The organism is Endozoicomonas sp. ONNA2 (assembly GCF_024606365.1).
Taxonomy (GTDB): domain Bacteria; phylum Pseudomonadota; class Gammaproteobacteria; order Pseudomonadales; family Endozoicomonadaceae; genus Endozoicomonas.
Window position 1 is genome coordinate 1 of sequence record NZ_JAHHPO010000294.1, and the last position, 11897, is coordinate 11897.

The 11897-nt window shown below is 50.5% G+C and carries 11 protein-coding genes and 1 pseudogene; 8 read left to right on the forward strand and 4 right to left on the reverse strand.

Translation table 11 applies throughout. The features are described 5' to 3' along the window. Nucleotides 1–87 precede the first annotated feature (87 nt). The gene (locus tag KDK14_RS05190) at nt 88–708 is read left to right on the forward strand and encodes an L-threonylcarbamoyladenylate synthase (protein WP_257263964.1); all 621 of its coding nucleotides are present in this window, start codon (nt 88–90) and stop codon (nt 706–708) included. A gap of 635 nt (nt 709–1343) precedes the next feature. Beyond that, the gene (locus KDK14_RS05195) at nt 1344–2873 is read left to right on the forward strand and encodes a hypothetical protein (protein WP_257263954.1); all 1530 of its coding nucleotides are present in this window, start codon (nt 1344–1346) and stop codon (nt 2871–2873) included. On the opposite strand, the gene KDK14_RS05200 is transcribed toward KDK14_RS05195, so the two are convergent. Then, complete coding sequence (locus KDK14_RS05200) at nt 2833–4317, reverse strand: WD40 repeat domain-containing protein (protein ID WP_257263955.1); 1485 nt, start codon at nt 4315–4317, stop codon at nt 2833–2835. The genes KDK14_RS05195 and KDK14_RS05200 overlap by 41 nt on opposite strands. Nucleotides 4318–4365: 48 nt before the next feature. Further along, nucleotides 4366–4632 (reverse strand): annotated as a pseudogene (locus KDK14_RS21635) (F-box protein); the annotation flags it as partial. Between the two features lie 156 nt (nt 4633–4788). Here KDK14_RS21635 and KDK14_RS05205 point away from each other — a divergent pair. The 4 genes from KDK14_RS05205 (at nt 4789) to scpB (ending at nt 8196) form a co-directional block, all read left to right on the forward strand. Then, a complete protein-coding gene (locus KDK14_RS05205) occupies nt 4789–6003 on the forward strand; it encodes a tryptophan--tRNA ligase (RefSeq protein ID WP_257263956.1) in 1215 nt (404 codons plus the stop codon). 166 nt (nt 6004–6169) lie between these two features. Then, nucleotides 6170–6397, forward strand: a complete 228-nt coding sequence (locus KDK14_RS05210; protein WP_257263957.1) for a hypothetical protein — start codon at nt 6170–6172, stop codon at nt 6395–6397. Nucleotides 6398–6439: 42 nt separating this feature from the next. Further along, on the forward strand, nt 6440–7309 hold the full coding sequence (locus tag KDK14_RS05215; RefSeq protein WP_257263958.1) for a ScpA family protein: 870 nt from the start codon (nt 6440–6442) through the stop codon (nt 7307–7309). Nucleotides 7310–7323: 14 nt separating this feature from the next. Continuing rightward, a complete protein-coding gene (gene scpB / locus KDK14_RS05220; RefSeq protein WP_257263959.1) occupies nt 7324–8196 on the forward strand; it encodes an SMC-Scp complex subunit ScpB in 873 nt (290 codons plus the stop codon). A 208-nt stretch (nt 8197–8404) separates the two neighbouring features. Here the strand turns inward: scpB and KDK14_RS05225 are convergent, their stop codons facing one another. After that, a complete protein-coding gene (locus tag KDK14_RS05225; RefSeq protein WP_257263960.1) occupies nt 8405–8563 on the reverse strand; it encodes a hypothetical protein in 159 nt (52 codons plus the stop codon). 22 nt (nt 8564–8585) lie between these two features. On the opposite strand from KDK14_RS05225, the gene KDK14_RS05230 reads away from it, so the two are divergent. Together KDK14_RS05230 and KDK14_RS05235 are read left to right on the forward strand one after the other, a co-directional pair. Next, nucleotides 8586–10967 (forward strand): hypothetical protein, encoded by a 2382-nt coding sequence (locus KDK14_RS05230; protein ID WP_257263961.1) that lies wholly within the window; start codon nt 8586–8588, stop codon nt 10965–10967. Between the two features lie 378 nt (nt 10968–11345). Continuing rightward, nucleotides 11346–11627, forward strand: coding sequence for a hypothetical protein (locus KDK14_RS05235; protein WP_257263962.1), 282 nt, complete (start codon nt 11346–11348; stop codon nt 11625–11627). 34 nt (nt 11628–11661) lie between these two features. On the opposite strand, the gene KDK14_RS05240 is transcribed toward KDK14_RS05235, so the two are convergent. Continuing rightward, a partial coding sequence (locus KDK14_RS05240; RefSeq protein ID WP_257263963.1) for a hypothetical protein occupies nt 11662–11897 on the reverse strand: 236 nt, incomplete at its 5' end.

Genomic DNA, 11897 nt, shown 5'->3' on the forward strand with positions numbered 1-11897 from the left:
CCATCCTCGCTACGGGGACGCCCAGTCGGGCGCTATTCTCGGACAGCCTCCCAGGCAGAGTGAATAACCCTGATGCTGACGGTTGCCATGAGCCAGTTCTTCCAGATTCACCCCGACAGCCCACAACTGCGCCTGGTTCGTCAGGCAGTGGATATTATTCGTGATGGCGGTGTGATCGCCTACCCAACGGACTCGGCCTATGCCCTGGGTTGTCATATTGGTGATAAAAAGGCGGTTGAGCGAATCCGAAAAATACGCAGGCTGGATGAAAAGCATAATTTTACCCTGGTCTGTAAAGATCTCTCCGAGCTGGCCACCTATGCCCAAGTGAATAATAGTCAATATCGCATGTTGAAAAACCACACTCCGGGCCCCTATACCTTTATTCTGAAAGGGTCCAGAGAAGTGCCACGGCGGTTGATGCACCCAAAGAAAAAGACCATTGGCATACGGGTACCTGGCTGCCCTATTGTCCAGTCCCTGCTCAACGAGCTGGGATGCCCCATCATGAGTTCAACTCTCCAATTGCCCGGTGACCAGCTCCCCATGCTGGACCCTTACGATATCCGAATGACTCTGGAGACAAACCTGGACCTGATTATTGATGGCGGATATCGGGGCATGGAACCGACCACAGTAGTCAGCCTGATGGCAAATACCCCGGAAATTCTCAGGGTCGGCAAAGGTAATCCTGAGCCTTTTGAATAGTTGGCCAGCTATTTATGACTTGAATTCAGGATATTTCACTTCAACCCTGACAGGAAAACTATTGTTACTACTATTCACAAAAGTAGTCTAGGCTTGATAACTCAATTAAAAGACATTCCTCCGATATATCCAAAAATCAAGAATCAAACCGTGAACAGTCATAATCAATTAACTGAAGTACATATAACACCATGCAAATACCAACAGTCACAAAAACAATAGTAACCAGGAAAAAATTATTTATTATAATCATTGGAGTTCTTATACACTCCTTAAACACCCAGGCTGAACTAGGCATACAAAATACCTTTCAAATCTCCCAGCAGCACTTTTCTCAGGCCTACCCGGACTCTAGTGACAAATCAGAGTCAACTGAAAAATCAGAGTCAACTGAAAAATCAGAGTCAACAAAAAGTGGAGCCGAACTTCCTGATATTATTCTCCTGCCCGGAGAAAAAAGAAAAATCATATTAAAATCACTCACCCAACAAACTATCGGCCAGGCCAGTTCAGCCAACAAAATCCTCACACACCATGCCGTCAAAGACCTGGACCTGTTAAATGGATCAACCCTATCACCGGATCACAGTATTCTGAAAAGCCTTGGGTCCCCTATTACTGTTTCCGGAGAAGTCATGCTGGCCAATATGTTGATTACTCCGACCATCGATATCAAGGTACTGGAAAAAAGACAGTCAGCCATACAATACCTGATCGATCATCCCGGGGTTATGGCCAGTCTGGAAAATCATTTGGAACAGTTCGCCACCAATGAGGATGGCATCATATCCCTGCTTGACCCTTCTGATACTATTTACAAAAGGCTCTTTCAGAGTCTGGATGCTACCACCCAGTTTGGTATGAACCCGAAAACCAGCAATGAAAAAGAGGCCTCCCGTCGTTTTATTGAAAGCCTGAATTTACTGGGTATCGGTTTTATGCCTACCTACCTTTATTACAATTCATCACACCCATTACACCTGATCAGCGGCTTGACCCTTTATGGCCTGACACTTTACCTGACTCAAAGAAGTGCCAAAAGAGAGAGAAATTATTACACCTACGTCATGGAGCGCAGCCGACGCCCGGGTCTGGCGTTATTTGAAGCCCGAAAGCTCTGGATGACTCTGGAGGATCATCCACTGTTTCATGATGTGTTTTTATCCTACCCGGAGCTGTCAAGGCTGGATTACTCAAAAGAGCTACGGGAAATACTCGCGCTATTAAAAGAGACACCAAAAAGCCCGCTGCGTTCCGCCTGGCAATACTACACCTCCCATATGGGGTGCTACCACATGGCATTAGAGCTGATGCAGAAGCACAAAAGCTCTATGTTATACATCCTCAAGGCAGTGGGCGAAGTGGATGCCTGGTTGACCATTGCCAAACTGGTCAGTCAGGGTCAGAAAAGAGAAAACAACCCGATTACCTTCGCCAAATACATACCAGAACATCCTTCACCCTACTTGCGACTTGACCGATTCTGGAATCCACATTTATCACCGGCCGTAGCCGTGCCAAACAGTATAGAAATAGGTGCTCATCTGCCATTGAACACCATCATTACCGGCCCCAACGCAGCCGGAAAATCAACCAATATGGAAGGCATTGCCATTGCCGTCCTGCTGGCCCAGACCTTTGGCATTGCACCAGCTCGCCATATTGAAATAACCCCGTTTTCACTGATCCATACGCACATGGATATCAGCTCAGAGGTTGCTGCCGGCCTGTCAACATTCAAGGCCGAATCGGTGAGAGCGATTGAATTGATGGACCATATCGAGAACATGGCAGAGCATCAGTTCAGCCTGACCCTGATGGATGAAATTTTCAGCAGTACCAATCCGATAGAAGGCGAGGCAGGCACGTATGGCTATCTGAAAATCATGTCCAACAACCGTAACTCCATTAATATCTGTACAACCCACTACCCCAGACCTACACTGCTGGCTGATGAATACCCCGGAATATTCCAGAACATGCACTTACACGCAGAAATCACCAGCGACGGCAAACTGGTCTATGACTACCTGTTAAAGTCCGGTTATTCTGAACAGCATATTGCCATCAAGATTCTTGAGGATGAGGGTATTCAATCAGAATTCCTTGATATCGCCACGGACATCATAAAACACCCGGAAAGTTATCCTCTCGGCAGGCAATGATGCCACGATACAATGTACACATAAGGGGCGGATGTTTGTCAAAGATGGCCAGGGCTCCCAAGCCATCCGGGCTGAACCTTGTGGAGATAATTCTTTTAAACGGGAAAAATTCTGAACCTTTCTGACTCCATGAACTATCCGATCGCATGCCGTATATATTGATGTAACTGTCCCTGCAGCCAGGCCAATAACAAGCAGTTAGCAAATGGCTACCATCGGGACTGAAATCCACGCTTACAACGGAGCCCCCAAGTTGAGGATACAATCTATAGTGTGGGATATGGTTGGTCAGCAAGAAGCGGCCGCCGGGCCGAATAACATAGATTCTGGCAGTGCTATCTCGACTGCCCGTAGCGAAATGGCGATTATCCGGACTAAAAGAGGCCGCTTCTATGGATTCATCATGTTTGATTGTTTTTATGTCTTGCCATTGGCCGTCGACCTTCCCATAAATTTTTACCTGACTGCAATCATCAAACATTGTGACTACGTAACGCCCATCAGGACTGAAAGTCACACGGCGGAGGGTAAAATAATCAAACTCTTCATTTTGGTGACTCATGGTTTTTTTCAGTTCCCAACCATCGTCACCTGTCCCGTAGATATAGGCCACATGCCTGGAAACGGCCAGTAAATGACGGTTATCAGGACTGAACACCAGCCTGGTGATGATATTTTCACAGTTCAGCGGGTGTCCTTCCGGTAGCCATTGGTGATCAACAATAGTAAAGAATCTGAGCTGATGAATACCATGATCTTCCATGTGATGAGCGGTTACCCCATGCAGCCGGCTAGAGGCCATCGCCGTAACATGAGTGTGGCGGCTACTTATGGGATCAGATTTACAACGTCGGTGCGTAGCCAGATCATAAAAATTTAATGTTCTCAGTCTGTCATTACTGGCCAGAATCAGGTAGTTGTTGAAAAAAGACGGTTCTATCGCCACGTCATGACAATAAGGCAGGGTTTTTGCGTTCACCCATTCCCGGTTGTCGACAAAGTCATAAACTTCTATTTTGCATTGATATTCAGAATTGACTATTGATTGACTGACGTCCGCAACGGTGACCACGTGGCAACTATCCGGACTGAACCTTGGCGATAATCGACTGTCCGGGAAACTCGGGATAATCATTTTCGGCTCCCACTGAGCTTCATCATTAATGCTACAAACAGTGGCCATGTTTTGCGACGGGATACACACTATTATGTGACGGCCATTGGCACTGAAAATACCATGAGACGCAGGCAGATCAATGATTGATGTTCCTCTTAAACTAATCCAGCCCCAGTTCATTGCCACGTGCATCATGTGGTAAAACAAAAACTCAGGAAAGTATCTTTTGCCATGTTCTGAACGACAATGCTCAATCAGTTGTTGCTCATCGGAAAATCGCCTTGCCCATGATTCAACCTCCCGCAGCGTCAGTGATTGTGTAGCCATGCGAAATTTTTCCTGAGACGCTGGTGGTAAACGGTGAATAAACCACCGTTTGTAAACACTTCTTTCAGTTTTAAACAGCGTGTGCAGGCTTTTGCAGGATTGGCCCAGCGCAATGATGTCTCTGAAACTTAATCTGTTACACAGCATTAAGGTAACTTCTGGCGGTAAACTCAGCAGCCCCGGTGGTGTATCAGAAATTACAGAAATGGCTCTGTTGTTGTGTGTTGCGGTTGTCTCAGGCTGCCTGCATTCTCCATCCGGGTGCGATTCATCGGGATAACCTGAGGCCGGGGCTGGACATGGTGGCGAGAGCATGAAATTTTAACCTCACGTTGTTGCTATTATCGTTACGGAAAAGTTTTCGGATATCTGTCAAAAACACCCGGAACCAACAGGTATAGCACACCCGCCTTTCCCCTGGATTAAAACTGTCGTAACCTGTTCCACCCAGGACTAACTCGGGAGAGCACCTTGAGCGCTATAGACCCCCAGTCGCGTGTTTTATCTGGTATGCGACCCACTGGCCGTTTACACCTTGGCCATTATCACGGTGTGTTAAAAAACTGGCTGGCACTGCAACACGAATACGATTGCCTTTTCTTTGTGGCAGACTGGCATGCACTGACCACTCACTACGAAGATACCCGGCACCTTGAGCAACACCTGCTGGATATGGTGACTGACTGGCTGGCCGTCGGTGTGAACCCTGGCTCATCGACTATTTTTATTCAGTCCAGGGTACCGGAGCATGCCGAGCTTCACCTGCTACTTGCCATGATGACACCACTGTCCTGGCTGGAACGGGTCCCGACCTATAAAGACCAGCAGGAAAAACTCAGAGAGAAAGACCTGTCTACCTATGGTTTTCTGGGCTATCCACTCCTGCAAAGTGCTGACATCCTGGCCTATCGGGCAGGCAATGTGCCTGTGGGTGCTGACCAGGAAGCGCATGTGGAGGTTACCCGGCAAATTGCCCGCCGTTTTAACCATCTCTATGGCCGTGAACCCGGCTTTGAACAGAATGCTGAACTGGCCATCCGAAAAATGGGCAAAAAGCAGGGTGAAATCTACCGGAAGCTTCGCAAAACCTACCTGGAAAAAGGCGATGAAGATGCTTTGGAAACCGCCAGGGCCCTGCTGAAGGAACAGAATAAAATTACCCTGGGTGACCAGGAGCGTCTCTTCGGTTATCTCGAAGGTACCGGCAAGGTGATCCTGCCAGAGCCGCAGGCATTGCTCACACCCCAAGCCAGAACGCCGGGGCTGGATGGACAGAAAATGTCCAAGTCCGGCAATAACACCATCAGCCTCAGAGAGAGTGCTGACGACGTGGACGCCAAGATCCGGAAAATGCCTACGGACCCGGCCCGCATTCGCCGCAACGACCCGGGCGATCCCCTGAAATGCCCGGTATGGCAATTCCACAGACTCTATTCCGACCAGCAACGCCAAGACTGGGTACACAGTGGTTGTACCAGGGCCAGCATCGGTTGCCTGGACTGCAAAAAACCGGTCATAGAAGCCATTCAGGCCGAGCTGGAGCCGATACGGATGGAAACCCTGGAGCTGGAAAATAACCAGGACGTAGTCAATAGCATTATTACCGAAGGGTGTGAGAAAGCCCGGGATGAAGCCCTGGACACCCTGAAGGAAGTCCGTGATGCCATGGGACTGGACTATCGCTAAACCACCGCCGTCATTCCCGCGAAGGCCCTGTAAAGAAGGGGGAACCACAAAGGCACAAAGTTACAAATGCCCATAAAAAGAAGGGGAACCACAAAGGCACAAAGACACAAAGTTACAAATGCACGTAGCGCGTGAAAATATTTTGCACCACCCTCAAGGATGAAAAATGGTCAAGCAAAATATTTTTCACGGCAAAGGAGAGCTTTTCTTTTCGTTTCCTTTCTTTTCTTTTCTTTTCGTTTCCTTTCTTTTCCTTTGTGCCTTTGTGGTTCAAGGCTTTTATGCTTTTTGTAACGGTCTCCAAGAAACGCGGAAATTATTCAGGGACTATTCCATAGCTCACCTCTGGACAGGCACCGCCTCTGGCAGGCATGATGGAAATGATCAGAAGTAAGCCGTCAAACCACTTGACGGCCCAGTACGAGGTGAACTGCCCATGACCACGACGGCAGCCGTGGCCGAACAACCAGAACAGACGTCAGTTCCATTGGCCGCAGAATCCGTGACAGGTGAAGCTCCCCACGAAAGAGCGGAAAAATCCCTGGCGCTGGTCAAGGGTCAACCATTCACCAAACTGCCTGACGATCTTTACATTCCACCGGATGCCCTGGAAGTCTTCCTTGAAGCCTTTGAAGGCCCACTGGATCTTCTGCTCTACCTGATCAAACGCAACAACATGGATATCCTCGATATCCAGGTGGCCCAGATCACCCATCAGTACATGGAATACGTCAAACTGATGGAAAGTGCCCAGTTTGAGCTGGCGGCAGAATATCTGGTCATGGCCGCGACGCTGGCGGAAATCAAATCTCGCATGCTGCTGCCACGAACTGCAGAGGCTGAAGAGGAGGAAGACGACCCCCGGGCTGAGCTGGTCCGGCGGCTGCAGGAGTACGAGCGTTTCAAGAAAGCGGCCGAAGATCTGGACGATTTACCCAGAATGGGCCGGGACACTTGGCCTGCAAACGTTCAGGCGCCGGATTTTGAGCGGGTTCAGGCACATCCGGAGGTTGATCTTCAGGATATTCTGATAGCCCTGGGCGAAGTCATGGGTCGGGATGATATGTTTGAGCACCATCAGGTGGCAGAAGAAGCACTGTCCGTTCGGGAGCGCATGAGCGAGGTGCTGGCCATGCTCTCCCCTGAACGCTTCACCCCGTTTGTGGCACTCTATCGGGTCAGCGAAGGCCGGCTGGGTGTGGTGGTTACCTTTATGGCCATTATGGAACTGATCAAGGAATCCCTGGTCGAGCTGGTACAAAGTGAGCCCTTTGGACCGATTCATGTGAAGGCCCGGGTTGAATAACATGGACCACATCAATGAGTGAAAAGCCTGATCTCTCACTGATTCTGGAAGCCGCCATCATGGCCAGCAGTCGGCCACTGACCATTGAACAGCTGGCCGCCCTCTTTCCGGAAGACCATCGCCCTGATGGCAATGAGATCCGTGCAGCCCTGGCCAAGGTATCTGACGCCTGCCAGGACCGGGCCTTTGAGCTGAAGCAAGTGGCTTCCGGGTTCCGCTTTCAGGTGCGTCAGGCCATGGCTCCCTGGATTGGCGGCCTGTGGGATGAGAAACCTCAGCGCTATACCCGTGCCCTTTTGGAAACCCTGGCCCTGATCGCCTATCGCCAGCCCATTACCCGGGGGGAAATCGAAGAGATTCGTGGCGTCAGTGTCAGCAGTAATATCATCCGCACCCTGCAGGAGCGGGAGTGGGTCCGTGTGGTCGGCCACCGGGATGCTCCCGGCAGGCCCGCCATGTTTGCCACCACCCGACAATTCCTCGATTACTTCAACCTGCTGAATCTGAATGAACTGCCGCCACTGTCGGAAATCCGCGATCTCGAAGAAGCCGCCAGGGCTTTGGAAGTACCGGCAGCGGTTCCCGAAGCACACGCAGAAAACGGCACGTTAGCCCAGCCCGAACTGGCGGACCAGGAAGTCATCCGGGAGCGTTCAGCCCGGGAGCTGTTCGATGAACTGGACGCCATGGAAGCCGAATTGCCCACGGGCTTTGATGACTTGATCAAAAAGCAGAAAATACCTGCCCCGGTGCTGGAAAAACCGGGCGCTGAACCAACGGGAGAGACATTAACCGTACCCCGGGAAAGCCAGACAACAGATGGGCGATCATCTGAGGAAACACACTCTTCTGCGTCTGAAGAGCCAGATGAATTTGTTCCGGAATAACTTCATCATTTTACTCAGTATTGGCAACCGTGCTGCCCGCAAGGCACAAGCGGTGTAGGCTTATCGGGTAGCGTCTGCAGGAATGTCGAAGTTATTTCATGACTTGCAGCCTCAAATACCGGAAAGTCAGCATCCAGGCATAAAAAAAAGCCTGTTCAATTCAAACTATTCTTACTTCTGCCATACAACTGGCTGCTATTGTCAATTGTCAGGGACTGTGCTGAAGCTGTTGCCATCGTTCGCTGTCCGAAAAGCCGGGATTGCCTTTGCGGGCAACTGGCGGTGTTATCAGGGATAAATCCTTAAAATTACCCGGAAGTTTACCTGCCTGCGCTTCATCTATAAGACAACGGATTGATATCACCATAAATAATCATGAGGTATTGATTTTGATACAGCAGCCAGGCCTGAATCCGGCAGGCATCGCCACCCACCGGCAACCCGTTACAACACCATCGACAGAACCGCAGGGCCAATGGCAAGGGTTGGTGATTCGCACAGCAAGAGAGCTGGCCCGGTCGGTTAATCCCTTTTATGCGCCCCCCAATGCCCGTGCGCCACTGTCCAATACTGCAGGCTCTGCTGTTGCCATTGATCTTCCGGGCCTTGATGACCAGAGCAGTCATTGCCTGCAGTTCACCTCGCTGGCAGGACGGGCGATCGCAGCCTATGCCAACCTGCCCCCGGAAATCAATCAGGCGCTGGGCTATCTTGCCAACCTTGTGGGTGCAGGACGGTTTGCCAGCGAGTTGCGCACGCACACTGCCCCTGCCGGTCTTGAGCCTGGCGCACACGGAGCCAATGCACTGGCCGAACCGCCACAAAACGCTGAAGGCGAAACCAGAAAAGCCTCACAAAAGCCACGACAACTGACTGATAAATCCACTACCTCAAGGCTACTCGTCAACCAATTGCCAAACGCCTCCCTGGCACTGGGGGCTCTGGTCGGCCTTTGTGCGGTTGGCGCGTCATCGGCAGCTGACTCTGATACAACCAACTGGATTCCAGTGCCGAACGCTGAGAAGCTTGGCGAGATTTGCCTTGATGAGGATTCTTGCAGCAAAAAATACCAGCTGACTGATCATATCGACGGTAGCCAATTGACTCAGTCCATTGGCGATTTCACCCTTCCATTTACTGGCGAGCTGGACGGCGGGAATCATCACATCTGCGGACTGCGAGACTGCCTGATAAAACACCTGTCCGGCAAAGACGACAAAGGCCTTTTGTTTAACCTGCACTTTAAAAATGCCGAAATTAACTCATCAACTCCGGCCGGGGTAGTGGCTTGTGGAATGACAGACAACGCCAGGATCAGTAATATTACGGTTGAAGGTGCTGTCCTTGCTAACAATGGCTCTACAGCAAGCACGGCGATTGGTGTGGGCTACGTTAGTGGAGGAACTGTTACCGGCATAACAGCAAAGAACTGCCATGTGACAACCTATGGTCGTGGTTCCAATGCCGGTATTGCCGTGGGCAAGTTATTCTCGGGAACTATTGACGGTACGAAAGCGGCGAGCTGCACCGTGACAACCAAAGGCAAAGATGCACTTGACGCTCTCAATAGATCTACGGAAGGTTCAAATGCCGGTATTGGGGCGGGATTTATCGGTAAAGAAGGAACTGTTAACGGGACAACAGCTGTGAACTGCAAAGTGACAACCCATTACTCATATGCAAATGCCGGTATTGGGGCAGGAACAAATAAAGGAACTGTTCGTAACACTAAAGCAGTGAATTGTCATGTAAAAACCGGCGGGGAAAAAGCCCATGCCGGTATTGGCGCGGGATTTATCAATAAAGGAACTGTTGATAGCACGACAGCGGTAAAATGCACAGTGACAACCTCAGGTCGAGATTCGTATGCCGGTATTGGGGCGGGGAGAAGTCTGGGAAAAAACACAGTTAACAACACCAATGCGTTTCACACCAACGTTACCAGTTCCTCAAAAGCACATATTAAGGGAGGAGATAAAAAAGTTATTTGTGATGTCAGAATCAGAAGTCCCAAGTACAATGCTCATTTAAATGCTACTTCCCCTGACTGTCGTGATTATTCCCATAAAGGTATCTGTGCAGCTATTGCCCCTGACCTGGTAACACCGGATTGCCAGCCGGTTGAGTATGTTACTGGTTCATCAAACTGTGCTAATGTCCCGCTGACATCTACCGCTGCAACGACGTCGGTAACAGTACCGAGTACCAACATGCCCCTTTCCGATTTGGGTACTGCTATAACGCCCCTGACAACTCCGGCCAGCAGTAACATGCCCCTTTCCGATATGGGTACTGCCATAACGCCCCTGACAACTCCGGCCAGCAGTAACATACCCCTTTCCGGCCAGGGTCCTGACACAATTACAATGCCTGCTTCAACCCCGACCCCGTTATCCAGCAACCTGCCCTTTTCCGGTTCGGGTATTGCCACACCTGCCCCATTAACTTCGCCATCACTGGGGGCAACCGCTATAACCGGTATCACCCTGGGTGCGGCGGCGTTTTTTGTGGTGGCCGGTCTTGTGGGTGTCTGCGCTTACCGGTGTTACCGCCAGAGAGCATCAACCGCGGCTGATGACAGTAACGAACTCATGCCAAGACACACCAACAGCCAAACCCGGACTGCCAGACCACTGCCCGATCCTCCTGAGTTGCATTACGAGAACAATTACGAACTGTTGGTGTCGCCCGCCAGGCAGGAAAACGCCGCTAAAGCAGGCAGCTACTCCATGGTGAACATTGGCAAGGAACCTGATCCACACCGGCTTTGATGGCTTGATCAAGAAGTAGGAAATACCAGCCCCGGTGCAGAAATAACCGGGGGCTAAAACCCAGCGAAGATGTATGTCATCGAGGAATTGTCCCGGAATAACTTCATCAATTTTTCAGTCCGGGAAAATGTCACTGCCCGAAAAAGCACAAGTGGTTCCAGTTTTTCGGAAAGCTGTTAGCGTGTGTACAGAAGTTATTTCAGGACAATTATGTAATTCAAACTATTCTTACCACTGACATACAGCTGCCTGCTATTATCAATCCTCACTTACAGCCAACATAAAACAGCCGGGCGCGTTAAATACCATGTGTCAGTTTGCTCCCTTGCAAGACAATGGATTGATACGCCATAAGCAATTTTGTCAGGAGGTATGATTTTGATACAGCAGACCAACCTGAATTCGGCAAGCACAGTCAGCGACCAGCATCCGGTAACAACCCCCTCGGCAGAACCCCGGGGGCGCTGGCAAGGGTTGGCGATTCGCTCAGCAATAGAGCTTGTTCGGTCGTTTAACCCCTTCTATTATTTCCCACCCAATGCCCAAACATCATTACTGAATGCTGCAGGTTCTGCTGGCATTGATTTCCCGGGCCTTGATGACCAGACCAGCCATTCCCTGCAATTCACCTCGCTGGCAGGGCGGGCGATAGCAGCCTAGCCAATCTACCCCCGGAAATCAATCAGGGGCCGGGCTATCTTGCCAGCCTTGTCGGTGCAGGACAGTTTGCCCGGGAGTTGAGCACGTTCACTGCCCCCGCCGGTCCCGGGCCTGGCACACACGGGGAAAATGAGACGCCACAAAACGCTGCAGGCAAAACCAGAAAAGCCTCACAGAAGCCACGACAACAGGCTGATAAATCCGCCACTGCAACGCCAGGAGGCTGTCCGAGAATAGACTGCCCTACTGCGGCGACAGCAAATTGGTCTA

Excerpts from the sequence above, each read along its gene's own strand:
- KDK14_RS05190 (WP_257263964.1), top strand. The coding sequence starts at position 88 with ATGAGCCAGTTCTTCCAGATTCACCCCGACAGCCCACAACTGCGCCTG.
- KDK14_RS05195 (WP_257263954.1), top strand. The coding sequence starts at position 1,344 with ATGCTGGCCAATATGTTGATTACTCCGACCATCGATATCAAGGTACTG.
- KDK14_RS05200 (WP_257263955.1), bottom strand. The coding sequence starts at position 4,317 with ATGGCTACACAATCACTGACGCTGCGGGAGGTTGAATCATGGGCAAGG.
- KDK14_RS05210 (WP_257263957.1), top strand. The coding sequence starts at position 6,170 with ATGGTCAAGCAAAATATTTTTCACGGCAAAGGAGAGCTTTTCTTTTCG.
- KDK14_RS05215 (WP_257263958.1), top strand. The coding sequence starts at position 6,440 with ATGACCACGACGGCAGCCGTGGCCGAACAACCAGAACAGACGTCAGTT.
- scpB (WP_257263959.1), top strand. The coding sequence starts at position 7,324 with ATGAGTGAAAAGCCTGATCTCTCACTGATTCTGGAAGCCGCCATCATG.
- KDK14_RS05225 (WP_257263960.1), bottom strand. The coding sequence starts at position 8,563 with ATGGTGATATCAATCCGTTGTCTTATAGATGAAGCGCAGGCAGGTAAA.